We start from the raw sequence: 24,418 nt of genomic DNA on the forward strand, positions 1-24,418 counted from the left end.
GCCGCCACCCACTCAGCCGCCCTTTCGGGCGGCTTTTTTATGCCTGAGAGAGGCGCTGCGCCGCCCACTGCTGCAATTGACGGCGCGAAATCTTGATGCCGCCGTTTTTCAGCTCGTCAGGCAGCGGGAGCAACGCCGCCGGGCGTTGGAAATTGGCCAGCTTATCCTGCGACCAGGCGAGCAACGTCGCCAGCGACAGCGACGGATCGCCGTCGATCACCGCTACCGGCCGTTGACCGAACTCCGCATCGTCCACCGGCACCACAAACGCCTGCAGAACCTGCGGATGCGCCGCCAGCACCCGCTCGATATCCTCCGGCTGCACGCCTTCGCCACCGCTGAAGAACAGATTGTCCAACCGGCCGAGAATGCACAGTTCGCCCCGCGCCATCACGCCGCGATCGCGGGTATGGAACCAGCCTTGTTCATCGGCCAGCGGCTGCACGGCCCCTCGTCGCCAATAGCCCTGCGCCAGGCTCTGCGCGCGGATCCACACTTCCTCGTTAACCAGCTTTATTTCGCGGCCAGCCAGCGGCAGCCCCACCCCCGGCCGCGCGTCGGCGCGCTTGGCGCACACCGTCGAGGCCAGTTCGGTCAGGCCGTAACCGCACCAGCAGCGAATGCCCGCCGCCTCGGCCTGCGCGGTCAAGGCTGGCGGGATCGCCGCGCCGCCCAGCAGCACCGCTTTCAGCGTCAGCCCCGGCAACGGTTGCGTCAGCAGGCGCCACAGCTGGGTCGGCACCAGCGAGGCATGAGTGCAGCCCGCCAGCGCCTCGGCCAGCGGCTGCATCTCGCGCACCACCAGAGTGGCGCCCACCGCCAACCAGCGCCAGACAATCCCCTGGCCGGAAACGTGAAACAGCGGCAGCGACAGCAGCCAGCGATCTTGCCGCTGAAAGTTCATCAGCTGCAATACGCCGGCGGCGCTGGCCAAATGAGCCGCGTAACTGTGCGCCGCCGCTTTCGGCGCGCCGCTGGAGCCGGAGGTCAGCGTCAGCGTCGCCAGCCGTTGCGGCTCCCAGGGCGCCGGGTCGGCCCTGCGCGGCTCGGTGGACGGCGGGGCCAGCGGAACAATCCCCGCCGGCAAGGGCGGCAGCGCGTCGGGACTGAAAGCGAAAGCCACGTCCAGCTCCGGCAGCAGCGTGGCCAGCTGGGCGGCCGGCAGCGCCGGGTTGAGCGGCAGCAGCCGCGCGCCGCACTGCAGCAGCGCCAAATAGGCCAACAGCAGCGGATAGCTGTTTTTACCGCACAATGCCACACCGCACTCCAGCACCACGCTCTGATGCTGAAAATCCCCCGCCAGCGCATCCACCTGCCGCTGCAGTTCAGCCCAGCTCACCGGCCGCTGCCCGACGATCAGCGCCGGTGCCTGCGGCCGCAGCTGCGCCCAGCGCCGCCACGGCCAATCATTCAGCTGCACCATAGGCGCTCCAGTTGATGCACATCCCACAGCGGCAGCGCGCTCTCCGGCCAGCGGCGCACCAATTGCGCCTGCATCAGCGCCAGCGTGTCCAGCCCGGGAAGGGTATCCGGCGTCAGCCAGCGGGCGATGCGCGCCAGCTGGGTCAGCCCCAGGCTGGATTCAATGCTCGAGCCGATCACCGCGGTCAGCCCCGCAGCGTGCGCCTGTTCCACCAGCGTACGGCAGCGCTCCAGGCTGCCGGTCAGCATCGGCTTGATGACTATCGCCGCGACGCCCGGCTCGGCCTGCACCACAAAATCCGCCTCGCGCACGCTTTCGTCCCAGGCGATGGCGATGCCGGTCGCCAGAGCGAAATCGCGCGACTCATCGCGGGTTTGACAAGGCTCCTCGAGAAAAGCGATGCGCTCGCGCAGCGCCGGGTTCACGTATTTGGCGAAACCGTCGGCTTTGGCGCGCGTCCAACTACGGTTGGCGTCCAGCCGCAGACGCAGATCCGGCAACGCCTCCAGCAGCACGTTGACTATCATGCCGTCGCGCACCGCCTCATACAGCCCCACCTTCACCTTGGCGACCTTCTCGCCCGGCAACGCGGCCAGCGCCTCGAACAGCGCATCGGGATCGCCGGTGCACAGCGGCGCCTTGCGATAATCCGCCTGCTGCGGCAGCCGTTGCTCCAGCTCGGCCAGCGCGCAGCTCAGGCCAAAGGCCACCGACGGCAGCGAGCTGTCGGCCGGGTTCTCCCCCGCCTGCCAACGCTGCAGCCACGCCAGCGCGGCCTGCTCGGCCTGCGCCAGGGTTTCCTGGCTGAACCCCGGCAGCGGCGCAATTTCCCCCCATCCCCGGCGTTCGCCCTGCTGCACCTGCAGCAACAGGCCCTCGCGGGTTTTCAGCCGCTGATTGCGCAGCACCACGCCCGCATCCATCGGCACACTGTAGCGGTACAGCGTCGCGCTACGCATTACGGGTTTCGCTTGAATTTGCTGAAGTCCGGCTGGCGCTTTTCATTGAATGCATTGCGCCCTTCCTGGCCTTCATCGGTCATATAGAACAGCATGGTGGCGTTGCCCGCCAGTTCCTGCAGCCCGGCCTGGCCGTCGCAGTCGGCGTTCAGCGCCGCTTTCAGGCAGCGCAGCGCCATCGGGCTGTTCTGCAGCATTTCGCGGCACCAGCGCACGGTTTCTTTTTCCAACTCGGCCAGCGGCACCACGGTGTTGACCAGCCCCATATCCAGCGCGGCGGCGGCGTCATACTGGCGGCACAGGAACCAGATCTCGCGCGCCTTCTTCTGCCCGACGATGCGCGCCATATAGGACGCGCCCCAGCCGCCGTCAAAAGAGCCGACCTTAGGCCCGGTTTGGCCGAAAACGGCGTTGTCCGCCGCAATGGTCAGATCGCACATCATGTGCAGCACGTGGCCGCCGCCGATCGAATAACCGGCCACCATCGCCACCACCGGCTTCGGGCAGGTGCGGATCTGGCGCTGGAAATCGAGCACGTTCAGGTGGTGCACGCCGCTGTCGTCGCGGTAGCCGCCGTAGTCACCGCGCACTTTCTGATCGCCGCCGGAGCAAAACGCCTTATCGCCGGCGCCGGTGAGAATAATAGTGCCGATGCCGTCGTCATAACGGGCGTTGGACAGCGCCTCGATCATCTCTTTTACCGTATGCGGGCGAAACGCGTTGCGCACCTGTGGCCGGTTGATGGTGATTTTGGCAATGCCGTCGGTAGACTTGTGATACAGGATATCTTCAAAATCGCCGGAACAATCCTGCCAATCAATGGCGGCGTACAGCTGTTCTTCATTTGGATAGAGCATATTCGATCCTTAACCTGGGTTAACGAGAAAATTCTGCAGCTCGGCGACGAACGCCTGCGGGTTGGCCAGGTGCGCGTTATGCCCGGCCTGCGGCACAATGCGCAACCTCAATCCGGCGTCGCGCGCCAGCCGTTGAAATTTGGGGTCATTGGCCCCGCACAACACCAGCAGCGGCACCGCCAGCTGCCGCAGCTGCGGCGCCAAATACGGCTGGCGGCCCAGCGAAGTGGCCTCCAGCATGTCGGCCACCGCCGGGCCGCTATTGTCGGCGCGCGCGGCGATCAGCGCCTGACGATGCACCTGGCTGAGTTCGGCGAACACCGGCAGCCGGTACCAGTCCGCCAACACCTCGGCAATCGGCTGATGGCGGAAGCGCTCGGCCCAAACGGCATCCTGTTCACGGCGTTGGCCGCGCAGCGCTTCGTCGGTCAGCCCCGGATTGCCGCCCTCGACAATCACCCCCTGCAGCCCCTCATGCTGGCCGTAGCAGGCGTGATACATGGCGATGCGCCCGCCGAGCGAGTAGCCCACCAGCCAATAACGTTCGATATTGCGCAGCTGCAGCGCGGCGCTGATTTGCGCGCTGATGTCGTCGAAGCCGCTGCACGCCACCGCCACCGAGTCGCCATGGCCCGGCAGATCGATGGCCAGCGACGGCCATTCCGGGCAACGCGAGGCGATCACCCGCCATTCATTGTTGTTGCCCAACAGGCCGTGCAGCCAGATAAGCCATGGGCGATCCCCTTCACCCCGTTGTAAAACGCGTGTTGCCAGCATCATTGCACCGCCATCTGTTGCACCAGGTGTTGCAGGCATGCGGCCCCATCGCCGGGGGGCACCTGCAGCTCGATTAGCGTCGCGCCGCCGTGGCGCCAGCCTTGCTCAACCGCCTGCTGCAGCTGGCCCCAATTCTCCGGCCGCGCGTAGTTCAGCCGGAACATCGCCGCCGCGTGGCTGAACTCCACGTCCTGCGGCATGCAGTAGAAACGCTGACGATCGGCCTCCGGCGTCGGCAGCAACGAGAAGATTTGGCCGCCGTTGTTATTGACCACCAGCAGCACCGTTGGCGCCGAACACTGCCGCAGCAGCGCCAGCGCGTTGATGTCGTACAGCGCGGAAAGGTCACCCACCACCGCCAGCGTCGGTCTGGCGGTGGCGCGCTGCACGCCGGCGGCGGTGGAAATCAGGCCATCGATGCCGCTGGCGCCGCGATTACCGTAGACCGGGTAGCCGGCCGGCAGTTGGGTCAGCGCATCGACCAGCCGCACCACCAGACTGTTGCCGAGAAACAGCTGGCCGTTTTCCGGCAACAGCTCCGGCAACCGATGCGCCAGCTGCGCCTCGCCGAAGCGGTTGACCAGGTGAGCCGACGCCGCATCCAGCGCATCATCGGCCAGCCGCGCCAGCTCACCGGCCCAGGGAGCGCGCGGCTGCGCCGGATGCAGCGCCAGCCACTGCGCCACCTCGGCGCGAATGCGTCGCCCCCGATGCTGGGCCGGATCGAGCCGGCCAGGCAGCGCGTCGATCAACCAGTATTCTTCGGGGCGGCACCGCTCCTGCCACTGCAGCAGGCGCTTGCCGGTCAGGCTGCCGCCGAACTGCAGCACCAGCTGCGCGTCCTGCAAAATGCGTTGCGCCTGCGGCTGGGCCAGCCAGAGATCGGCACAGGGCAGCGGCTGCCCGGTCTGCGACTGCACGTCGCCGATCAGCGGCCAGCCGAGCATCGCGGCCCACTCGGCCAGCTTCGCGCCCGCTTCGGTGCTCATGCGCCCGGCCACCACCACACCGCGCTTTTGCCGCCAGAAAAACCAGTCCGCCTGCGAATGCGCCAGGTGCGCATCTTCCTCCCGCAGCCACGGGCGGTTGTCCTGCCACCAGTCGCCCAACGCCGCAGACCAATCGGCATAACCCTGTTCATCACCGCCGTACAGCGGTTCGGCAAACGGACAATTGATGTGTAGCGCGCCGTGCCGCAGGCGCGCCATAGCGCTGTCGACGGCGGATGCCAGCCAACTGGCCGGGATGTCCGGCGTCGGGCGCGGCAGGTCGATATGCAATGTGGGGTGGCTGGCATAGAGGCCATGCTGGCGAATGGCCTGATTGGCGCCGCAGTCGATCAGTTCCGGCGGCCGATCGGCGGTGAGGAACACCAGCCGTTCACCGGTCAGCCCGGCCTCGATCAGCGAGGGATAGAGATTCGCCGCAGCGGTGCCGGAGGTGACGATCACCGCCACCGGCTCGCGCGCCGCCTTCGCCAGGCCGAGCGCCAGGTGGCCCAGCCCGCGCTCATCAAAATGGGTATGGCAGATAAAAGACCTGTTGGCTGCCGCAGCCAGCGTCAACGGCGTGGAGCGCGAGCCCGGAGCGATACAGACATGCCGCACCCCATGGCGGGACAACGCTTCCAACAGCAACACCGCCCATCGGCGATTAAAAACATTTGTCGACATAGTTCGCTCGCAGGTCAGTTGGCAGAGATCCTCTCTGGCGCAAGCCACCCAACGCCGCGCCAAAAGTTATGCTCTGCATTATATGGGGTGTTATTTCCCCGACTTTTGCGCCAGCGCAAGAACGCCGTACATCTCCGCGACTTTATGTCGGTCAATTCGCTGATTTATCACAAAAACAAAACATAAAAATCACACGGTGATTACAGCATCGGCCATTCGGCCTAAAACCCCACACGCTAAAAAGGGAAAACGCACATCGGCAGGCGAAAAATAAGGTACGTAATCAAGGCTCTCGCCCAATAAATGTTTATTAACGCTAAACAATCAGTTCGAAAAACAGCCAGGGCACCATTAAGCGACTATACTGAGTAGGCATGTTCCTGCCTGCTGTGAACCCATATCAGATCTGCCCAGCGCGAAAAACAGGATGTTCACGATCTCCCAGCGGTTTCACCGGCTGCCCTTTTGGTCAGATGTAAGGAGCTTTTGTGTGAAAGAAATACTTATCAATTGGTTAAAAAAACAGCGCAAATCATCAAAAATAAAACCGTCGGTCACCCGGCGAGGCAAGGGTGAACCCGAGCCCCTCGGCGGCACCATCAAGGCCGAGCTGTTTTCTGTCGACCAAATGGAGCGTTACGGCCAACGTCTGGCGCGCTCACACAAGCTGGCAACACGTAAGACCCCCTACTATTTACTGAAACGCCTGGATGATAACGAACGGGTGTTGGCGGAAAGTTGCCACCAGCTCAGCAACGGTAAAAAAACCAGCATGACGCCCGCCGGGGAATGGCTGCTCGATAACTACTATCTGATCGAAGAGCAGATCCGCGTGGTGCGCCATCACCTGCCAAAAACCTTCGGCCGCGGCCTGCCGCAGCTGACGACGCCACACAACTGTCCACGCATTTATGACGTCGCCGCCGAGGCCATCGCCCACGGCGACGGCCGCTGGGACGCCGAAAGCCTGACGCGCTATATCGCCGCCTATCAAAAGGAAACCAACCTGACGCTGGGTGAGCTCTGGGCCTTGCCCGGCATGCTGCGCCTGGCGCTGATAGAGAATCTGCGGCGCGTCAGCGTGGAGGTGGCGCAGGCGCAGCGGGAACGCAACCTGGCCGACGACTGGGTGACCAAAATGCTCGAATCGGCGGAAAACGATCCCGCCAACCTGATCGTGGTGATAGCCGACATGGCGCGCTCCAATCCGCCGCGCACCAGCGCCTTCGTCGCCGAGCTGGTGCGCCGCCTGCAGGGGCACGGCACCATGCTGGCGCTGCCGCTCACCTGGGTGGAACAGCGGTTGGCGGAGGTCAGCATGACCTCCGACGAACTGATCCACCGCTTTAACCAACAGTTGGCGGTCAATCAGCTGTCGGTCAGCAACAGCATCGCCGGCCTGCGCCAGCTAAGCGAAATGGACTGGGCGGAATTTGTCGAGACCATGAGCCAGGTCGATCAGACGCTGCGCGAGGATCCGGCCGGGGTCTACCCGATGATGCACTTCGACACCCGCGACAACTATCGCCACGTCATAGAAATACTGGCGCGCCACAGCCCGCACAACGAAGTGCAGGTGGCCCGCCACGTGCTCAATATGGCGCGCGTGGCGGCCGAAGATCCCGCCTGCGATCCGCGCCTGCATCACGTCGGCTATTACCTGATCGACGACGGCCGACCGGATCTGGAACAGCAGCTTGAGGTGCAGCTCGGCCGCATCACCCGGCTGCGCCATGCGTTGAGCCAGGCGCCGCTGCTGTCCTGGCTCGGCAGCCTAAGCCTGATCACCACCGCCTGTTGCGCGGAACTGCTGCGCCACGCCTACGGCAGCGGCATCAGTTGGGGGTTGGCGCTGCTGTTCTTCCCGCTGGCGATCGTCGTCAGCCAGTTCGTGCTTAATCTGCTCAGTGAAGTCACTACCCGCAGCCGGGCGCCGCGGCCGTTGCCGCGCCTCGATTTTTCCTGCGGCATTCCGTCTGAGTTCCGCTCGCTGGTGGTGATACCTACCCTGCTCGACGGCAAAGCCGGGATCGACAAGCTGGTCAACGCGCTTGAGGTCTGTTATCTGGGCAACGCGATGAAACACCTGCACTTTGCCCTGCTCACCGACTTCAACGACGCACCGCAACAGCAGCAAGCCGACGATGCCGCGCTGCTGGCCTATGCGACGGAAAAGATTGAAGCGCTGAATACGCGCTACCCTTGCGAAGGGCCGGGCCAGTTTTTCCTGTTCCACCGCGACCGCCAATGGAACGAAAAACAGGGGGTCTGGATGGGGCCGGAGCGCAAACGCGGCAAGCTGAATGCGCTGAACGACTGGTTGCGTAATCGCGACAACGCCTTTTGCACTCAGGTTGGCATCGGGCTGGAAGTGTTGAAAAACGTCAAATACGTCATCACCCTCGACAGCGATACCGTACTGCCGCGCGAAAGCGCCCACCAACTGATCGCCGCCATGGCGCACCCGCTTAACCGGCCGCAGTATGACGCTGACAAACAGCGGGTGGTGGAAGGCTACGCCATCCTGCAGCCACGCATGGCCGAAGAGATCCCCAGCTACGGCCAGGGCCGCTACGCCGCCCTGTGCAGCAGCACGCCGGGCAACGATCCCTACACGCTGATGGCTTCGGATATCTATCAGGATCTGTTTGGCGAAGGTTCGTTTATCGGCAAGGGCATCTACGACGTGGACGTGTTCTCACGCAGCCTGCAGGACACCTGCCCGGAAAACCTGGTGCTGAGCCACGACCTGCTGGAAGGCTGCTACGCACGTTCCGGCCTGCTGAGCGACGTATTGTTGTACGAACAGTACCCCAGCAACTATTTGGTGGACGTAGCGCGCCGCTCGCGTTGGATCCGCGGTGACTGGCAGTTGCTCAACTGGCTGCTGCCGCGGGTAAAAAAAGCCGACGGCACCCGCTGCGCCAATCCGCTGAGCACGCTGTCGCGCTGGAAACTGTTCGATAACCTGCGCCGCAGCCTGACGACGCCCAGCCTGCTGTTGCTGCTGTTCTGCGGCTTTGTCTGGCTGCCGAACACCCGCTATTGGCTGGCGGTATTCGCCATCATTCTGCTGCTGCCGACCCTGCTGGCACTGCTGCAGGATGTGGTGCGCAAGCCACCGCGTCGGCCGTTCCACCAGCACCTGCGGCTAGCGCTCAACGGCGCGTTGCACCGGCTGGCGCAGGTCGGCCTGCGGTTGGCGACGCTGCCGCACGAGTCGCTGTTCAGCCTGAAGGCGATAGCCGTCACCCTGTGGCGCTTGCTGATCAGCCGGCGCAACCTGCAGGAATGGACCAGCTACGATCAGACGAAAGATCGCCTGCAGGTGACGCTGGCCAACTTCTACCGCGCGATGTGGATCAACCCGGTGGCCGGCGTAGCGCTGCTGATCCTCACCTGTCTGCATAACCCGATGGCGCTGTTGATCACCCTGCCGTTTGCTACCCTGTGGATCCTGGCGCCGTTTCTGTTGTATTACCTCAGCCACGAACCGCAGCGCAGCAAAACCGCGCTTAACGATGAACAGCGCCGTTTCCTGCGCCACACCAGCCGCCAAACCTGGGACTTCTTCAATACCTTCGTCAACCAGCAGGAAAACTGGCTGCCGCCGGACAACTATCAGGAAATCCCCGAGCCGGTGGTGGCACACCGCACTTCGCCGACCAATATCGGCCTGTCGCTGCTGGCCAACCTCACCGCCTGCGATTTCGGCTACCTGACGCTGAGCGAAGCGCTGCGGCGCATCACGCTGACGCTCGATACGCTGGATAGCATGGAGCATTATCGCGGCCATCTGTACAACTGGTACGACACCCGCACGCTTGAACCGCTGAACCCGCGCTACATTTCCAGCGTCGACAGCGGCAACCTGGCCGGCCATCTGCTGACGCTGTGCGCCGGGCTGCCCGCAATGGCCTACCAACCGGTGATCGACCCGCAGCGCGTACTGGCCGGGCTCGGCGATAGCCTGGAACTGTTGGAACAGCATTGGGGCGATGCCGCGCCGAAGAATCTGCCGAAGCTGCGTACGCATTGGGAACAGGCGCAGATTAGCCCGCCTTTCGGCCTGCTGGCCGAGCTGAACGCCATGCGCAACTACAGTAACGGCCTGCAGGAGCCGGCGCTGAATCACGGTGAAGAAACCAAACGCTGGGCTGGCGCACTGCATCAGCAGCTCAACGAGCTGTGCGCGGAATGGGCATTGTGGTTCGACTGGCTGAGCGATGCTCAACCGGCGCTGGATCGGGTGCCGAGCCTGCACTGGCTGGCCAATCCTCCGGAGAACCTGACGCTGTCCGCCGAGCAGCAAAGCCGGCTGGACGACGCCGGCGCGCTGGCGCGGGAACGCCTGGCGCTGTTGAACAGCCTGCCGCCGCGGTTGGAAAGCATGGCGCAAATGGACTTCAACTTCCTGTATGACGAGTCGACCCACCTGCTGGCCGTCGGCTTCAACTGCGACCAAAACCGTATGGACGGCAGCAAATACGATCTGCTGGCCTCGGAAATTCGCCTGACCAATTACGTCGCCATCGCCACCAATCAGGTGCCGCAGCGCAGCTGGTTTGCGCTTGGCCGCTTATTTACGGTAATCGACAACGAGCCGGCGCTGATGTCGTGGAGCGGTTCGATGTTCGAATATCTGATGCCGCAGCTGGTGATGCCCGCCTACCCCGATTCGCTGCTGGTGCAGATGTGCCGGGCGGCGGTGGAACGGCAAATTGCCTGGGGCAAAGAACGCGGCGTGCCCTGGGGCATTTCCGAATCGGGCTATTTCGGCTTCGATGCGTCGCAAAATTACCAATATCACGCCTTTGGCGTTCCGGGCCTGGGCCTGCGGCGCGGGCTGGGCGACGACATGGTGATCGCCCCCTACGCCACGGTGATGGCCCTGATCGTCGATCCGCACGCCGCCTGCAGCAACCTGGTCACGCTGGAACAAAATGGCGCCAAGGGGCGCTACGGATTTTACGAGGCGCTGGATTACACCACCGCACGCCTGAGCCGCGGCCAGCTGTACGTGATTATTCGTTCCTATATGGCCCACCATCAGGGCATGAGTTTTCTGGCCCTGTCGCACCTGCTGCTGGACGCGCCGATGGTGGAGCGCTTCGCCCATTACCCGGCGTTCCAGTCGGCGCGCCTGCTGCTGCAGGAACGGGTGCCGGATGCGGTCGAACTGTACAGCACCCGTCGACACTTCGAAAGCCATGAAGGCACCATCCAGCCGGCCAGCTTCAGCGCACGCGAATTCGGCCGCGTCGATACCCCGCTGCCGGAAGTGCAGCTGCTGTCCAACGCCAATTATCATCTGATGCTGACCCAGGCCGGCGGCAGCTACAGCCGCTGGCAGAACCTGGCCCTGACCCGCTGGCGCGAAGACGCCACCTGCGATAACTGGGGCGCTTTCTGTTACCTGCGCGATCCGCAAACCGGTGAGGTATGGAGCAATACCTGGCAACCGATCGGCGGCGGCGCCAAAGGCTACCACGCGGTATTCAACGATGCTGGCGCCGAGTTCCAGCGCCAGCAGGGCTCGCTGTCGGTCAAAACCCAGGTGGTGGTGTCGCCGGAAGATGATATCGAGCTGCGCCGCCTGACGCTGGTAAACCGCGGCAAACAGCCGCGCACCATAGAGATCACCAGCTATGCCGAGGTGGTGCTGGCGCCGGCGAGCAATGACCTGGCGCACCCGGCATTCAGCAACCTGTTCGTGCAGACCGAACTGCTGCCAAAGCAGGAGGCTATCCTGTGCCATCGTCGTCCGCGCGAACCCAAGGAGAAATGCCCGTGGCTGCTGCATATGATGACGGTACAGGGAAGCAGCAGCCAGACCTCGTTTGAGACCGATCGCGCGCAGTTTATCGGCCGCGGCCGCACCCCGGCCAATCCGCAGGCGCTGTATCAAAATGCGCCGCTGAGCAACAGCGCCGGGCCGGTGATCGATCCGATTATCGCCATTCGCCAACGTGTGGTGCTGGAGCCGAACGTGCCGCTGACCCTGGATATCTTCTACGGCGTGTGCGAAGACCGCGCCGCCAGCCTGGCGATGCTGGAAAAATACCGCGACCGCCACCTGGCGGATCGCGTATTCGAGCTGGCCTGGTCGCACAGCCAGGTGGTGCTGCGCCAATTGAACGCCAATGAAGAAGACGCCAATCTGTTTAACCGGCTGGCCGGCGCAGTGGTGTTCCCGGCGCAGGAAATGCGCGCCGCCAGCAGCGAAATCATCAGCAACCGCCGCGGCCAGTCCGGGCTGTGGGGGCACTCGATCTCCGGCGATCTGCCGATCGTGCTGCTGACGGTCAGCGACGGCGAGAACATCGCGCTGGTGCAACAGCTGATCCAGGCGCACAACTACTGGCGGCTGAAAGGGCTGCAGGTGGATCTGGTGATCCTCAACGAAGACGCCGGCGGCTACCGGCAGGAGCTGCAAAACCAGATCATGGGCCTGATCGCCGCCGGCATGGAGTCCACGCTGACCGACAAGCCGGGCGGTATCTTTGTGCGCACCAGCGAACATATGTCGCCGGAAGATCATCGTTTGCTGCTCAGCGTAGCGCGCATTTATCTCGACGACCGGCGCGGCGGGCTCACCGAACAGCTCAATCAACGGCTGCAGCTGCCGCAGACCCTGCAGCAGCCGCTGTCGCCGGTCACCGCCTCGTCGAAGCTGCCGACGGTGGACAATCTGCCGCGCAATCTGCACTCGCCGCAGTTACCCGCTATCGACGATCTGCAGTTCTATAACGGGCTGGGCGGTTTCTCCGCCGATGGGCGCGAATACGTGATTGCGATGAACGAGAGCAAGATAACCCCGGCGCCCTGGTCGAACGTCATCGCCAATCCGCTGTTCGGCACGGTGGTTTCGGAAAGCGGCCAGGCTTACACCTGGTATGAAAACGCCCACGAATACCGGCTGACGCCGTGGGAAAACGATCCTGTCTGCGATCGCAGCGGCGAGGCATTCTACCTGCGCGACGAGGAGAGCGGCCACGTCTGGTCCCCCACCCCGCTGCCGGCGCGCGGCCGCGGGCACTACCTGACGCGCCACGGCTTCGGCTACAGCCTGTTCGACCACCGCGAAGGCGGCATCGACAGCCAGCTGACCCTGCTGGTGGCGCAGGACGCGCCGGTGAAACTGTTCCTGCTGACGCTGACCAACAACTCCGGCCGCACGCGCAAGCTCTCCGCTACCGGGTATATGGAGTTCATTCTCGGTGACCTGCGCAACAAGTCGGCCATGCATATCGTCACCCAGGCCGCATCGCCGGAAGGCGGCTGCGGCATTCTGGCCACCAACCACTACGGCGGCAGCGGTTCTGAACGCACCGCCTTCTTCGGCGTTACCGGCGCGCACTGTTCGATCAGCGGCGACCGGCGCGAGTTTATCGGCCGCAACGGCTCGCTGGCCAACCCGGCGGTGCTGAAACTGCGCCGGCTGTCCGGCAAGGTAGGCGCCGGGCTGGATCCCTGCGGTGCGGTGCAGTCGGCGCTCAGCCTGATCGACGGCGATCAGCGCAGCCTGGTGTTCGCGCTGGGGCTGGGGCAGAACGCCGACGAGGCCAGGGCGCTGCTGCAAAGCTATCTGGACGAAGACCGCCTGCAGGATGAACGCCGGCAGGTCGCCGCCCACTGGGACGGCATCCTGAACAAGGTGCAGATAGACACGCCGCATCCGGCGGTTAACCTGCTGGCCAACGGCTGGCTGCTGTATCAGACCCTCTCCTGCCGCATTCAGGCGCGCAGCGGCTACTATCAGTCGGGCGGCGCCTTTGGCTTTCGCGATCAGCTGCAGGACACGCTGGCGCTGACCCACGCCGCGCCGCAGAGGCTGCGCGAGCAAATCCTGCTGTGCGCCTCGCGCCAGTTCATCGAGGGCGACGTGCAGCACTGGTGGCATCCGCCTCAGGGCAACGGCGTGCGCACCCGCTGCTCAGACGACTACCTGTGGTTGCCGCTGGCGATTTGCCATTACCTGGACGCCACCGATGACGACGGCATTCTGGAAGAGGAGGTCGGCTATCTGGAGGCGCGCAAGCTGGCGCCGGGGGAAGAATCGTCCTATGAGCAGCCGGCGCAGAGCGCTACCCGCGAAACGCTGTACCAACACGGCGTGCGGGCGCTGAAACACGGCCTGAGCTTTGGCGAGCACGGGTTGCCGCTGATGGGCGCCGGCGACTGGAACGACGGCATGAACATGGTCGGGCTGGAGGGGCGCGGCGAAAGCGTCTGGCTCGGCTTCTTCCTGTTCCATATCCTGCAGCGCTACGGCGCGCTGGCGGAACGCCGCAGCGACGCCGAATTGGCCGCCCAGTGCCGCGAGCAGGCCGCCGCGCTGAAGGCCAATCTGCACGATCATGCCTGGGACGGCGAGTGGTACCGTCGCGGTTATTTCGACGGTGGGGAGCCGCTGGGCTCGCACCTGTCGACGGAGTGCCGCATCGACGCCATCGCGCAGAGCTGGTCCGTGCTCTCCGGCGCGGGCGACCCGACGCGCAGCCGGCAGGCGATGCAATCGCTGGATCACCATTTGGTCGATTCGCAGGCCGGGCTGATCAAACTGCTGACGCCGCCGTTCGACGGCAACGGCCCTAACCCCGGCTATATCCGCGGTTATCTGCCTGGAGTGCGGGAAAACGGCGGGCAATATACCCATGGCGCAGTGTGGGCGGTGATGGCCTTCGCCGAGATGGGAAATTACGCGCGCGCCTGGCAGCTGATGGCGTTGATTAACCCGATCAACCACAGCCTGGACAGCGCGGCCGCCGAACGCTACAAGGTGGAGCCTTATGTCGCCACCGCCGATATTTATGCGGTGGCGCCGCACACCGGCCGCGGCGGCTGGAGCTGGTATACCGGTTCCGCCGGCTGGATGTACCGGCTGATCCTGGAGTCGCTGCTGGGGCTGAAACGCCATGGCGATCGGCTCACCTTCAATACCCGCCTGCCTGACGACTGGCCGCAGGTGACGCTCAGTTACCGCGAAGGCGCCAGCGAGTATCGGCTGGTGCTGCGCCAGGGCGAGGGAGAAACGCAGATCAGCGTTGACGGTGAACGGCAGCCGCAGGCGGCGATAACGCTGGTGGACGATGGCAAAACCCATCAGGTGGAAGTGCTATTGGGGCGGGTCAACGCTTAACGACAGGGCGCGGCGCACGGCCGCGCCCTGAACGGACTATTTTCTGGCCAACAGCAGGCCGAACACCAAACCTACGGTGGCGCCGATGCCGACGCTGTGCCAGGGTTTTTCGCGCACGTAATCGTCGGTGCGGTACACCGCGTCTTTGGCGCGCGCATAGTAAGATTCGGTCTTATCCGCCAACCGCGACTTGACCTCACTCAGCGCCTGCTCGGCGTGCGCCTTGATGTCGACGTAGGCCTGATCGGCGCGATCGCCGGAGTACTGCAGCACTTCTTCCAGCGTGTCGGTCAGCATTCTCAGATCGTCATCCAGCGTGGTTTGATCCGCGTCCGTATATCTCGCCATAGTGAGTTCTCCGTGGTTGAAAAATTAAACATTCCTTAACTATAGACAAGGATCGCCGGCCGCAGCCATCAGACTTTTACCCTAAAACACCAACTGCACCTTGGCGGCCCTGCTTTTGTCGCCGGCAAACTCCAGCGCCTGCGCCAGCTGGTGGTTATCGAACTCGGCGGAGAGCAGCGGCAGCGGGTCCACCGCGCCGTCGGCCAGCCAGGCTACCGCCAGTTTAAACTCCTCGACGAAGCGGAACGACCCCAACAGGTTCAGTTCCTTGGCGATCAACAGCATCAGCGGGAAATCGGGGAAGCTGCCGCCCATGCCTACCTGCACCACCGTGCCTTTGGCGCGGGTGATTTCCAGGCAGCGCTGTAAAGACGACGGATGGCCGGCGACCTCAAAGGCGATGTCAAAGTAGCCTTTGTCCTGCAAATAAGCGCTGAAATCATCGTTGGCGGCATGCAAGAGAACGCCCGCCCCCATTTCGCCGGCGATGGCCAGGCAGCGCGGGCTGAGATCGGCGCAGACGATCTCGGCGGCCCCCAGCGCTTTCAGCGCCGCTACCAGCAGGCAGCCAATCGGCCCGACGCCGGAAACGAACACCTTCTTGCCCGCGACGTCGCCCGGCTGTTTCGCGGCGTGGATCGCCACCGCCAGGGGTTCGGCGAACACCATCACCTTGTCGTCGCGATCGGCCTCGAAGGAGATGCATTGCGCGCTGTCGACAATCTTGTACTGGGTAAAGGCACCGTCGACATGCGGGAAATACATCGCGCTGCCGAAAAAACGCATCCCGGTGCACTGATTTTGCTGCTGCGCCAGGCAATATTTACACTCGCCGCAGGGTTTGCTGGGGTTGAGCGCGACCTTCTGCCCCGGCGTCAGCCGCGGAGAATCGCTGGCGACCACCTCGCCGATCGCTTCGTGCCCCAGCACCATCGGCTGCCGCACCTGAAAATTGCCGACCTTGCCTTCCTGATAGTAATGCAGGTCCGAGCCGCAGATGCCGCCGCGGCTGATTTTCACCAGCGTGCCCTGCCCCTGGTACTCCACCTCCTGCGCCACCACCGCCACGTCATATTTGCCGTTGATCACGCAGGACTGGGTTTGAATTTTCATCTCGGTTCTCCCAAGCGGGCGTGTTATACCGCCGCAGACATGCCGCCATCGACAAACAGCAGGTGGCCGTTAACGAAATCGGAGGCTTTGGAAGACAGGAATACCGCCGCGCCGATCAACTCCTGCGGATCGCCCCAGCGCGCCGCCGGGGTGCGCTTGGTCAGCCAGGCGGTGAACTCCTGATTGTCGGCCAGCGCCTGGGTCATTTCCGTTTTGAAATACCCGGGCGCGATGCCGTTAACCTGGATGTTATAGCGCGCCAACTCTACGCACATGCCGCGCGTCAGCATTTTCACCGCCCCCTTCGAAGCGGCGTAAGGGGTGATGGTGTCGCGCCCCAGCTCGCTTTGCATCGAACCGATGTTGACTATCTTGCCGCTCTGGCGCCGAACCATATGCCGCGCTACGGCCTGCGACACCATAAATACCGCCTTCTGGTTAACGGCGATAATGTCGTCCCAGTCTTTTTCCGGGAACTCGGTAAAAGGATGGCGCCGCTGAATACCGGCATTGTTGATCAGTACGTCGATCGCGCCGATCTGCTCTTCAACGCGTTCGATGGCGGCGTGGATCGCCTGCGTATCGGTCACGTCGAAGGCCGCCGCGTCGGCGTTGAACCCCTCGCTGCGCAGGCTATCGACCGCGCGCAGCGCGTTATCTTCGGTAGTGGCGTTCACCAAAATATGCGCGCCGTACTGCGCCAGACCGCGCGCCAGCAAGAAACCGATACCGCGCGAGGCGCCGGTTATCAGTATTTTTTTATTATCCAGCGAAAACAAATTGTTCATAACCTTCCCCGGCAATCTCATTCTGAATAGGATCAGCGCCTATCTCACCGGATTGTTACCGGTAAAAACGTGAGGAAGATCACTTAAAATCATGTTACTAAACCCTGTTACCCCTAACGTGAAGCCGCGCAGTCAATCCTGCCGGAAAACTCCAATACCTTATTGAATTATATGATTTTTATAGTTACCCATGGCGATTGTTATCACCAGATCGATTTGTTAACATGGCCTATTCGCCATTGCCATGCCCGTTAAGGCGCCAAATGAAAAACCAACGCGTTACGCTGCAGGATATTGCGCTGCTCGCCGGCGTAACCAAAATGACGGTCAGCCGCTATCTGCGAACGCCGGAAAAAGTGGCGGCCGAGACCGCCGCGCGCATTGCCCAGGTGATGCAAGAAGTGAACTTCACCGACGGCGATGACGCGCGCGCCAGCCAAAAACCGCGCATCGGCGTGCTGATCCCTTCCTTCAACAATCAGATTTTCGCCGATCTGCTGGCGGGCATCGAGTCCATTGCGCTGGCGCAAGGCTACCAAACGCTGGTGGTGAACTACGACTACAGCCAACAACGCGAAGAAGAACACATCGTCCAACTGTTGGCCTACCCGATCGCCGGTTTGATCCTCACCGATTCGGCGCATACTTTGCGGGCGGAAAAATTCCTCGCCGCGGCGAAGATCCCCGTAGCGCAGGTGATGGATTTGGACGGGCCGCCGGGCCGCATTGCGGTGGGCTTCGACAACTATCAGGCGGGTTACGACATGACCGAAGCGCTGCTCGCCAGCGGCAAGCGGCAGGTGGTCTACTTCGGCGCGATGTCGGACGCGCGCGACAACAAGCGCTATCAGGGCTATTGCCGGGCCATGGAGAATCAGGGGCTGACGCCGCGGCAGATTACGCCGCACCGGGTATCTTCGGTCTCGGTCGGCGCCGACATGCTGGCAATGGCGCGCCGGCTTTACCCTGAACTGGACGGCATTCTGTGCACCAATGACGATTTGGCGGTGGGGGTATTGCAGGCCTGTCTGCGATTAGGGCTGCGGGTGCCGCAGGATATCGCCCTGTCGGGCTTCCACGGCCTGGACATCGGCCAGGCCACCACGCCGGGCATCGCCAGCGTGATCACCCCGCGTTTTGATATGGGCAAGGTGGCCACCGAAATTCTGCTTAAACGCGTTAACGGCGTGCCCTGCATCGAACGCGTTGATTTGCACTACCGCATTTCACTCGGCGGCACCATTTGACCCGGCGGTTTGATTGACCGCTTCAGGCCGCCGCGCCTTCTCGCTGCGCGCCGCCAGCCACAGACCGCTGTTTTTCATCGCATAGCCGAACAGCAGCCCCACCAGCAACGACATCGTCACCAGCGGCCAGTCGCCGCCGCCGGCGAAGGTGGCGCAGGCGCCGATAAAGGTGCCGGGCACGAATCCCAACCACCGCTGCCTGGCCTGAATGCACATCAGAAAAGCCACTGCGCCGGTCAGCAGGTAACCCAGCATGTTCCATTCCGGCGCCAGTTCGCTGCCGTGAACGATCGCCATTGCCCAGAATACGCCGCTGCAGCAGGTCAGCGTGCTGATAAGCAACCCTTTCAGCCCGCCCTGCGGGCAGGCGAAATACGCGGTGCAGCCGAGAAAACCGGCCCAGCCGATCAGGCCCAGGCTGACAGCCACCCAACCCCAAACGCCGGAAAGGATCCCGGTTGTCACAGCAATGGCGAAAAGAACGTTCATAAACCGACCCGCAGCAGAGAAAGCGCGCAGTTTACCCGAAAATCGGCAAAATCAAGTGATGACAATCACAAAAATAATGCAATAAGAGAAAATGAAATTACAAATACGTGCCTAATATCACAAAAAAGCCACCATTCAGCGAGGAAAACCGGCGCGGGTCACCATAACGCTCAACGCTATACAGACCACAGCGCTGGCCAGAAACAGCGCATCGGCCGCCAGACGCAGATCGGCGTGGTCGATCACCGCCCCCAACAGGATGGGCACCCAGTTGGCGACGTAAGCAATAACGTAAAACAAGGATATCAACCGCGCATGGCTGGCCTGGGGTGAAATCAGGTTCACCAGGGTGGCGCTGCCGACGAAAATGGCGCCATAAGCATAACCGGCAATCACCATGCCCACGGCGGCCAGCCCCGATGAACCTAGCTGAATTGCCCCGGCGAATACCGCCACCGACAGCGCCTGCGCCAGGCAGCCAAACAGCAGCGAACGGCGGGCCTTAATGCGGCGGCTGAGGATCTGACTGATACCGGCTATCAACAGGTACACCGCAATCACGTAGCCATAGAGGCCGCTGCTGCGCATCCCCAGAAGTTTTTCCGCCACGCTCGGGCCAATCGCCAGAATGCTGGCAGCCACCGCCCAACAGATGAACAACGCGGCGGCGCACAGAAAGAACTTGCCGCCGGTGGCGCGCAGGCCATCCGCCAATGCGCTTGGTTCTGCCGCGGTACCCAAAGACGCGTGCGCTACCGGCTCAGCCCGTGCCTCAGGCGGCCATTTGAGCATCACGCCCAGGGCGGCGACGGCGGCCACGCCCATGATGATAACGAACGGCATCGACGTGGTATGAAAGCCGGTCTGCAAAGCGATACCGCTAAAAATCGGCCCCAGCGCCAGACCGGTAGTGAAGGACAAGGTGGCGATCAGGGCGGCGCTTTTGCCGCCGTCCTGCGGCCCGAAACGCACCAGCGCAATGTTCGCCGCGCCGGTTAGCGCCCCGGTGCCGACCCCGGCCAGCAGCCGCGCCATCAGCATCATAAAGAAGGAATCCGCCAGCGCGAATACCCAAGCGCCGGCCAGCACCACCAGCAGCGCCGGTACGATCATGCTGCGCAGATCTTTCACCCTGCCGGCCATGTTGCCCACGCCGAACAGCGAAATCAGCACGCCGGCGGCATAGGCGCCGTAGATCATCGTCAGGCTGACGGAAGTCAGCCCCAGCTCATGTTGATAGTGCGGATAAAGCGGCGTCGGCGCGCTGCTGTTCAGCAGCGCCGACATTAACGCCAGCGCCAGGAACAGCAGGATGGCAAAATGCGACGTATTCGAATGCGTTTTATCCACGGCGGGGATATCTGACATTTTTTGCTCCCGAATGGGCCAGACGGCAACCTCGACTCAATGACCCGATCTGAAAACCTCACGGCATCGGGATACGCGTTTATCATACTGCTCGCCGCTGGCGCCCAACATAGCCAAGAATGCATCGGGGTGATTCATTAATGCATCGTCCGGCTCCGGCCGGCATTACTGTGGGTGCATTTGCCCGCAGGCTGAAACATAATAAATAACCGTCATATCGCGGCCCCCCCTCCAACAACAGGCCGACACAAAGGAAATGGCACCATGAATTGGGATGATGCACGCTTCTTTCTGGCCGTCGCGCGCTGCGGCACCTTAAGGAAGGCCGCCAATGAGCTGCACGTCGACCAGGCTACCGTCGGGCGGCGCATCGCCGCCTTCGAAGAGGCGCTGGGCTCGAAACTCTTTATCCGCACGCCGAAATCCTTCTGCCTCAGCCCGCTGGGCGAGGAGATGCTGGCCGACGTAATGAACATGGAAAACGCGGTGCAGGCGATTGGCCGCAAGGCCACCAGCGGCGACGACAGCCTGCGCGGCAACGTGCGCATCGCCACCACCGACACCATGGCCGAAGCTTTCATCATTCCGGCATTGAAACAGCTGCGGGAACAGTATCCGCTGATCACCGTCACGCTGCTGACGGCAGTCAATATCTCCGATATCTCTTATCGCGGCGCCGATCTGGCGATCCGTGGCGCACGCCCGGATTCCGATGAGCTGATCATCAAGCGCATGGCCACCATCGAAATGGGGCTGTATGCGACCCAAAGCTATCTCGACAAGCACGGCATGCCGACCCAGGGCAATCATCTGCGCGGTCATGATTTGCTGATGTTCCCGCGTGAGCTGGTGCCGCGCCACTGGAACGATTTTTGCGGCGAAACGCTTCTCGACCCCAACGTGGTGCTGCAGTGCAATTCGCAGCTGCTGCTGCGCTCGGCCACCCGCAATGGGTTAGGCATCGGCCTGCTCTCCGCCTTCCTGGCGGACAAGGATCCGGACCTGGTGCGCATCTTCCCGGAGAATAAGGACTGGGTGGATATCTGGCTGGTGCTGCACCCCGATCTGCAGCGCGCCGCCCGGGTGCGCGCGGTGGTGCAGGCGCTGGAGACTTCGTTTGAAAACCCTCAGGGCTGAACCGCCCGCCTTTCTCTGTGCATAAAAAAAGGTCGCCGAAGCGACCTTTTTACCGTCTGAACCCGTATCAGAACATCGGCTGTGCCATCTGCACCAGGGTAATCAGCGGTTGCGGATAAACCCCCAGCAGCAGCACCAGCGCCGCGGAGATCAACACCACCACGCCGCCGGCGGTCAACGCCCAGTTGTTCGGGGTATCGCGCTGCAGCGATTCCGGCGCGCTGAGGAACAGGCTGACGGTTACGCGCAGATAGTAGTACAGGCCAATCGCACTGCCCACCACAACCGCGCCGGTCAGCCACCACAGGTGCGCGCTGACGCCCATCGCAATCACGAAGAACTTGCCGATAAAGCCCAGAGTCATCGGGATACCGGCCAGCGACAGCATCATCACCGTCATCACCGCAGACAGGATTGGCTTATGCCAGAACAGGCCGCGGTAGGAGAACAGCGAATCCGCATCCGGCCCGCGGTACGGGCTGGACATCAGGCTGACCACGCCGAACGCGCCCAGGCTGCTGAACAGGTAACCGGCCAGGTAAACCCCGGCGGTTTCCAGCGACAGCTGATGCGTTTGCACCGCAATCAGCGCCACCAGCAGATAACCCAGGTGAGCGATAGACGAGTAACCCAGCAGACGCTTGATGTTGGTCTGGCTGATGGCCATCAGGTTGCCGAACAGGATAGAACAGAACGCGATGATCGACAGCACCAGGCGCAGCGCCTCGCTGTCGGCCGCCGGGGCGTACAGGAACAGGCGCATCACTACCGCGAAGATCGCAATCTTGCTGGCGGTGGCCAGGAAGGTCGAGACCGGCGCAGGCGCCCCCTGATACACGTCCGGCGTCCACAGTTGGAACGGCACCAGCGACAGCTTGAAGCCCAGACCGACGATCATCATGCCCATGCCGGCCAGGATCAGCGGCTGGTGCATCATGTTTTCCTGCAGGCTTTTGCCCAGGCCGGCCAGCGACAGGTCGCCGGACTCAGCGTACAGCAGCGCCATGCCGAACAGCAGGAATGACGAGGCGGCGGCGGACAGCAGCATGTACTTGATGGCGGCTTCCAGCGGACGTTTCTGGCGGTAGGCATAGCCCACCAGGCCGAACAGCGGCAGCGAGATCAGTTCGATACCGATGAACAGCGAGGCCAGATGGTTGGCGCTCGCCAGCAGAATGCCACCCATGGCGGCGATCAGCACCAGCAGGTAGAACTCTTCGCGGTTGTCCGGGTAACCGACCAGCCATGGGTAGGCGAAGGTACAGGTCGCCAGACTCGCCAGCAGCACCAGCCCGGTATAGAACATCGAGTAACCGTCAACCCGCAGCAGCGGGGTGACGTCCATTGGGCCGGCCTGGCCGACAAAGTACAGCGAAAGCAGCGCCAGGTTGAGACCGATCACTGTCAGGGTGGCGTTGATAAAGTGGTCGCGTCGCCACGCAATGCCTAGCATCACAACCACCACCGTCAATCCGACGATCAACAGCGGCAACAGTGCGATCAGTTGTTGAGGAGTTATTGTCATGGCGAATTACGGCCTTGTTGTTGAAATTGCTGAAACTGACGAACCAAACCAGTGTTGCACGTTGCTCATCGCCGCATGTGAAGTATCCAGAATCGGCTGCGGGTAGAACCCCAGCAGAACCAGCAACACCACCAACAGCAGAATGATGAACAGTTCGCGCGCGGTCATGCCCGGCAACGGTTGGTCAGATTTGGCTTTGCCGTAGTAGGCGCGCTGCATCATGATCAACGAGTAAACCGAAGCAAACACCAGACCGAAGGTAGAGATCACGGTGATCACCGGCACCACCTGGTAGCTGCCGAACAGGATCATGAACTCACCGACGAAGTTACCGGTGCCCGGCATCCCCAGCGTCGCCACGGCGAAGAACAGCGACAGCGCGGGAATGTACTTGATACGCCCCCACAGGCCGCCCATCTGACGCATGTCGCGAGTATGCAGACGCTCGTACAGCTGGCCGCAGATGATGAACATGCCGGCGGCGGACAGGCCGTGCGCGATCATCTGGATCACCGCCCCCTGGTAAGCCAGCTGGCTACCGGTGTAGATGGCGATCAGCACGAAGCCCATGTGAGAAACCGAGGTGTAGGCGATCAGACGCTTGATGTCGGTCTGCGCGAACGCCATCCAGGCGCCGTAGAAGATGCCGATCACGCCCAGCCACATGGCGATTGGCGCAAACTCGTGCGAAGCTTCCGGGAACAGCGGCAGGCTGAAACGCAGCAGGCCGTAGGCCGCGGTTTTCAGCAAGATCCCCGCCAGATCGACGGAACCGGCGGTCGGCGCCTGGCTGTGCGCGTCAGGCAGCCAGCCATGCAGCGGCACCACCGGCATTTTCACCGCGAAGGCGATGAAGAAGCCCAGCATCAGCAGATACTGCACGTTATGGGACATCGGGGTTTGCAGCAGGTCTTCGTAATCGAAGGTCCACACGCCGGTGGCGTTGTAGTGCACGAACACCAGGCCCAGGATCGCAATCAACATCACCAGACCGCTGGCCTGGGTGTAGATGAAGAACTTGGTGGCCGCGGTGATGCGGGTTTTACCGTCCGACGCCTTGTGACCCCACAGGGCTATCAGGAAGTACATCGGCACCAACATCATTTCCCAGAAGAAGAAGAACAGGAACATGTCGATGGCGAGGAACACGCCGATAACGCCGCCCAGGATCCACAGCAGGTTGAGGTGGAAGAAGCCCTGATATTTCTGGATTTCACGCCAGGAACAGAGGATCGCCAGCACGCCCAGCAGGCCGGTCAGCACCACCATCAGCAGCGACAGGCCGTCCAGCGCCAGGTGGATGGAAATGCCAAAGCGCGGGATCCACGGCAACAGGAACTCGCTCTGCCATTGCGGAATGCCTTTCGGCGTGGTCAATGTGTAGCCACCCTGCAACCACAGCTGCAGAGAAAGCGCCAACGTCAGCCCCATTGCGATCAACGCTATCCAGCGCGGCACCTTTGTACCGAAGCGCTCCAGCTGCCAGCACAGCAGACCGCCGATAAAGGGGATAAGAATTAGCCAAGGTAATAGCATGGCGTTTTGTGTCCCTTATTCTACCGTTGTCTTTCA

15 protein-coding genes are annotated in these 24,418 nt (G+C 62.6%); 3 read left to right on the forward strand and 12 right to left on the reverse strand.

Annotation, left to right across the window (positions count from 1 at the left end; genetic code table 11):
- Positions 1 to 37: 37 nt before the first annotated feature.
- Genes menE through menD form a run of 5 tightly spaced genes read right to left on the reverse strand, consistent with a single transcriptional unit; the run spans position 38 to position 5,689 of the window.
- Positions 38 to 1,423 (reverse strand): o-succinylbenzoate--CoA ligase, encoded by a 1,386-nt coding sequence (gene menE, locus KHA73_RS16525; protein ID WP_234585472.1) that lies wholly within the window; start codon positions 1,421 to 1,423, stop codon positions 38 to 40.
- Positions 1,411 to 2,382, reverse strand: a complete 972-nt coding sequence (gene menC / locus KHA73_RS16530; RefSeq protein ID WP_234585473.1) for an o-succinylbenzoate synthase — start codon at positions 2,380 to 2,382, stop codon at positions 1,411 to 1,413. The genes menE and menC overlap by 13 nt, the downstream gene beginning before the upstream one ends.
- Positions 2,382 to 3,239 carry a 1,4-dihydroxy-2-naphthoyl-CoA synthase gene (menB, locus tag KHA73_RS16535; RefSeq protein ID WP_234585474.1) on the reverse strand — a complete coding sequence of 286 codons (858 nt, stop codon included), beginning with the start codon at positions 3,237 to 3,239 and terminating at the stop codon, positions 2,382 to 2,384. Before menB ends, menC begins: the two co-directional genes overlap by 1 nt.
- Before the next feature lie 9 nt (positions 3,240 to 3,248).
- The gene (gene menH / locus KHA73_RS16540) at positions 3,249 to 4,019 is read right to left on the reverse strand and encodes a 2-succinyl-6-hydroxy-2,4-cyclohexadiene-1-carboxylate synthase (protein ID WP_234585475.1); all 771 of its coding nucleotides are present in this window, start codon (positions 4,017 to 4,019) and stop codon (positions 3,249 to 3,251) included.
- Positions 4,016 to 5,689: a 2-succinyl-5-enolpyruvyl-6-hydroxy-3-cyclohexene-1-carboxylic-acid synthase gene (gene menD / locus KHA73_RS16545; RefSeq protein WP_234585476.1), complete on the reverse strand. Its 1,674-nt coding sequence runs from the start codon at positions 5,687 to 5,689 to the stop codon at positions 4,016 to 4,018. The genes menH and menD overlap by 4 nt, the downstream gene beginning before the upstream one ends.
- Positions 5,690 to 6,179: 490 nt before the next feature.
- Between menD and KHA73_RS16550 the strand changes: the two genes are divergently transcribed.
- Positions 6,180 to 14,831: a glycoside hydrolase family 94 protein gene (locus KHA73_RS16550; RefSeq protein WP_234585477.1), complete on the forward strand. Its 8,652-nt coding sequence runs from the start codon at positions 6,180 to 6,182 to the stop codon at positions 14,829 to 14,831.
- 36 nt (positions 14,832 to 14,867) lie between these two features.
- On the opposite strand, the gene elaB is transcribed toward KHA73_RS16550, so the two are convergent.
- From elaB to idnO, 3 genes are all read right to left on the reverse strand, one after another.
- Positions 14,868 to 15,179, reverse strand: coding sequence for a stress response protein ElaB (gene elaB / locus KHA73_RS16555; protein ID WP_234585478.1), 312 nt, complete (start codon positions 15,177 to 15,179; stop codon positions 14,868 to 14,870).
- A gap of 81 nt (positions 15,180 to 15,260) precedes the next feature.
- Positions 15,261 to 16,292: an L-idonate 5-dehydrogenase gene (gene idnD, locus KHA73_RS16560; RefSeq protein WP_234585479.1), complete on the reverse strand. Its 1,032-nt coding sequence runs from the start codon at positions 16,290 to 16,292 to the stop codon at positions 15,261 to 15,263.
- Between the two features lie 23 nt (positions 16,293 to 16,315).
- Complete coding sequence (gene idnO, locus KHA73_RS16565) at positions 16,316 to 17,080, reverse strand: gluconate 5-dehydrogenase (RefSeq protein ID WP_234585480.1); 765 nt, start codon at positions 17,078 to 17,080, stop codon at positions 16,316 to 16,318.
- Positions 17,081 to 17,343: 263 nt separating this feature from the next.
- Here idnO and KHA73_RS16570 point away from each other — a divergent pair, with 263 nt between their 5' ends.
- Complete coding sequence (locus KHA73_RS16570) at positions 17,344 to 18,327, forward strand: LacI family DNA-binding transcriptional regulator (protein WP_234585481.1); 984 nt, start codon at positions 17,344 to 17,346, stop codon at positions 18,325 to 18,327.
- On the opposite strand, the gene KHA73_RS16575 is transcribed toward KHA73_RS16570, so the two are convergent.
- Positions 18,307 to 18,816 (reverse strand): DUF1097 domain-containing protein, encoded by a 510-nt coding sequence (locus KHA73_RS16575; RefSeq protein ID WP_234585482.1) that lies wholly within the window; start codon positions 18,814 to 18,816, stop codon positions 18,307 to 18,309. The genes KHA73_RS16570 and KHA73_RS16575 overlap by 21 nt on opposite strands.
- A gap of 135 nt (positions 18,817 to 18,951) precedes the next feature.
- A complete protein-coding gene (locus tag KHA73_RS16580; RefSeq protein ID WP_234585483.1) occupies positions 18,952 to 20,184 on the reverse strand; it encodes an MFS transporter in 1,233 nt (410 codons plus the stop codon).
- A gap of 264 nt (positions 20,185 to 20,448) precedes the next feature.
- Here KHA73_RS16580 and KHA73_RS16585 point away from each other — a divergent pair, with 264 nt between their 5' ends.
- On the forward strand, positions 20,449 to 21,321 hold the full coding sequence (locus KHA73_RS16585; protein WP_234585484.1) for a LysR family transcriptional regulator: 873 nt from the start codon (positions 20,449 to 20,451) through the stop codon (positions 21,319 to 21,321).
- Between the two features lie 67 nt (positions 21,322 to 21,388).
- Here KHA73_RS16585 and nuoN read toward each other — a convergent pair whose 3' ends face one another.
- A complete protein-coding gene (gene nuoN / locus KHA73_RS16590) occupies positions 21,389 to 22,846 on the reverse strand; it encodes an NADH-quinone oxidoreductase subunit NuoN (RefSeq protein ID WP_234585485.1) in 1,458 nt (485 codons plus the stop codon).
- A 6-nt stretch (positions 22,847 to 22,852) separates the two neighbouring features.
- Positions 22,853 to 24,382, reverse strand: a complete 1,530-nt coding sequence (nuoM, locus tag KHA73_RS16595; protein ID WP_234585486.1) for an NADH-quinone oxidoreductase subunit M — start codon at positions 24,380 to 24,382, stop codon at positions 22,853 to 22,855.
- Positions 24,383 to 24,418 lie beyond the last annotated feature (36 nt).

It is taken from the genome of Serratia entomophila (assembly GCF_021462285.1).
Classification (GTDB): Bacteria; Pseudomonadota; Gammaproteobacteria; order Enterobacterales; family Enterobacteriaceae; genus Serratia; species Serratia entomophila.

What these genes read in the sequence shown, in the direction of transcription:
- menE (WP_234585472.1), bottom strand. Translation starts at nt 1,423, where the DNA reads ATGGTGCAGCTGAATGATTGGCCGTGGCGGCGCTGGGCGCAGCTGCGG.
- menC (WP_234585473.1), bottom strand. Translation starts at nt 2,382, where the DNA reads ATGCGTAGCGCGACGCTGTACCGCTACAGTGTGCCGATGGATGCGGGC.
- menB (WP_234585474.1), bottom strand. Translation starts at nt 3,239, where the DNA reads ATGCTCTATCCAAATGAAGAACAGCTGTACGCCGCCATTGATTGGCAG.
- menH (WP_234585475.1), bottom strand. Translation starts at nt 4,019, where the DNA reads ATGATGCTGGCAACACGCGTTTTACAACGGGGTGAAGGGGATCGCCCA.
- menD (WP_234585476.1), bottom strand. Translation starts at nt 5,689, where the DNA reads ATGTCGACAAATGTTTTTAATCGCCGATGGGCGGTGTTGCTGTTGGAA.
- elaB (WP_234585478.1), bottom strand. Translation starts at nt 15,179, where the DNA reads ATGGCGAGATATACGGACGCGGATCAAACCACGCTGGATGACGATCTG.
- idnD (WP_234585479.1), bottom strand. Translation starts at nt 16,292, where the DNA reads ATGAAAATTCAAACCCAGTCCTGCGTGATCAACGGCAAATATGACGTG.
- idnO (WP_234585480.1), bottom strand. Translation starts at nt 17,080, where the DNA reads ATGAACAATTTGTTTTCGCTGGATAATAAAAAAATACTGATAACCGGC.
- KHA73_RS16570 (WP_234585481.1), top strand. Translation starts at nt 17,344, where the DNA reads ATGAAAAACCAACGCGTTACGCTGCAGGATATTGCGCTGCTCGCCGGC.
- KHA73_RS16575 (WP_234585482.1), bottom strand. Translation starts at nt 18,816, where the DNA reads ATGAACGTTCTTTTCGCCATTGCTGTGACAACCGGGATCCTTTCCGGC.
- KHA73_RS16580 (WP_234585483.1), bottom strand. Translation starts at nt 20,184, where the DNA reads ATGTCAGATATCCCCGCCGTGGATAAAACGCATTCGAATACGTCGCAT.
- KHA73_RS16585 (WP_234585484.1), top strand. Translation starts at nt 20,449, where the DNA reads ATGAATTGGGATGATGCACGCTTCTTTCTGGCCGTCGCGCGCTGCGGC.
- nuoN (WP_234585485.1), bottom strand. Translation starts at nt 22,846, where the DNA reads ATGACAATAACTCCTCAACAACTGATCGCACTGTTGCCGCTGTTGATC.
- nuoM (WP_234585486.1), bottom strand. Translation starts at nt 24,382, where the DNA reads ATGCTATTACCTTGGCTAATTCTTATCCCCTTTATCGGCGGTCTGCTG.